This window comes from Novosphingobium sp. 1529 (genome assembly GCF_040544855.1).
Lineage (GTDB): Bacteria > Pseudomonadota > Alphaproteobacteria > Sphingomonadales > Sphingomonadaceae > Novosphingobium > Novosphingobium capsulatum.
In genome coordinates this window covers 1-1,837 of sequence record NZ_JBEPKW010000036.1, presented here as the reverse complement: position 1 = coordinate 1,837, position 1,837 = coordinate 1, and the positions used below count along the sequence as shown (strand labels likewise).

At 65.6% G+C, this 1,837-nt stretch carries 2 protein-coding genes; both read left to right on the top strand.

Going from position 1 to position 1,837, the window contains the following annotated elements:
• Positions 1-339 (top strand): tyrosine-type recombinase/integrase (locus ABIC78_RS21495; protein WP_354491970.1); only part of this gene is annotated, 339 nt, incomplete at its 5' end.
• A 4-nt stretch (positions 340-343) separates the two neighbouring features.
• Complete coding sequence (locus ABIC78_RS21490; RefSeq protein WP_354491968.1) at positions 344-1,537, top strand: IS91 family transposase; 1,194 nt, start codon at positions 344-346, stop codon at positions 1,535-1,537.
• Positions 1,538-1,837: the final 300 nt, after the last annotated feature.

The window sequence follows — 1,837 nt, the reverse complement described above, 5'->3', positions numbered from 1 at the left end:
CGCAAGCAAGGCGTCATGCACGCCGATGGCTGGCTGTTCCCGGGCATGCACTATCTCAAGCCGCTTAGTACCAGGCAGCTCCATCGGATCGTTGTCGATGCTGCCGAGGCTGCGGGCATCAAAAAACGGGTCGGCCCACATACCCTGCGCCACAGCTTCGCGACCCATCTGCTAGAAGACGGCGTCGATATTCGGATCATTCAGGCGCTGCTCGGGCATGCGAACCTCGAGACCACCGCTTTCTACACCACGGTCGCAACCCGAACGGTGCGCGCGGTCATCAGTCCGCTGGACAAGTTGACGACGCTGCTCGAGCCGCAGGTGGCTCCTCCCGGCTGAGCCGGTGCGCACCTCGCTCGAGGTCGCCGATATCTTCCGTAGCGCCGGGCCCGCCTATCGGGCGGCCCATGCCGGGCATCTGAGCTTAGGCCAGCTCAAGGTCATGACGGCCATCGAGAATTGCCGCACCGCCGCGCTGGGCGGTCACGTCGAGGCCTGCGACGACTGCGGGCACTGGCGGATCGCCTACAACTCCTGCCGCAACCGGCACTGTCCCAAGTGCCAGGGCGCCGCCGCGCGCACCTGGCTGGCCGCGCGTGAGGCCGATCTGTTGCCGGTGGGCTACTTCCACGTCGTGTTCACCGTGCCTGCCGAGATCGCCGACATCGCCTGGCAGAACAAGGCGGTGGTCTATGACTTGCTGTTCCGCGCCGCCGCGGACACGATGCTGACCATCGCGGCCGATCCCAAGCACCTGGGCGCACGCGTCGGCATCACCGCCGTGCTGCACACATGGGGCTCGGCACTGACCCACCACCCGCATGTGCACATGATCGTACCAGGCGGCGGCATTGCGCTGGACGGTACGCGGTGGATCTCGTCGCGCCCCGCATTCCTGCTGCCGGTGCGCGTTCTGGGGGCCTTGTTCCGCCGGCTGTTCCTCACGCGCCTCTTGGCGTTGTTCGATGCGGGAAGGCTCGGCTTCTTCGGCACCTTGGTGGGTCTGGCCGCGCGCAAGGCCTTCCTGCGGCATCTGTCGCCCATCCGGAAAAAGCGCTGGGTGGTCTATGCCAAGCCACCCTTTGCCGGGCCACAGGCGGTGCTGGCCTATCTCTCGCGCTACACCCACCGCGTCGCGATCTCGAACCGGCGCCTCATCGGCTTCGACGAGACCGGCGTGACGTTCCGGTGCAAAGATTATCGCCGCGATGGCGCCGAACGCCAGCATGTCATGACGCTGGCGACCGACGAGTTCATCCGCCGCTTTCTGATCCACGTCCTGCCACGCGGCTTCCACCGCATCCGGCATTACGGCCTGCTCGCCAGTTCAACGCACAAGGAGGCCATGGCGCTCGCCCGCAGGCTGCTAGGCGTTGCCGCGCCGATCGAGGAGCCCGAACCCGATGAACCGCCCGATCATCGTCTGCCATGCCCATGCTGCGGCGGGCACATGACCATCATCGAGACCTTCGCCCGTTGGTGCCAACCCCGCGCTCCGCCGCAGCCAGCGCCGCCCGCCCGGAGACACACGCCATGATCCGGCATGGCTCACTCTGCACGATGGTCGTGATCTCTGCGCCCCGGCCCATGGGGATAGGCGTGTCGACGCCGCCAGCACAGTCAAAATTGGGCTCATGGCCAGCAGGATCAGCGGCGCTTCGAGAGAAATGGCCATCTGACTTCCATGCTATTGCGCCCAACAAAAGCTGGGCGGTAAGCTTGCTTCAGCCCAACCAAGCCACACCAAAGCCCTTTTACCCATAGACCAAGGCGAGCCTCACCGCGGGTCGTACTTGTAAGACTTTCGTACGCCTGCCGGCGCCCGAAACCCTTCGAC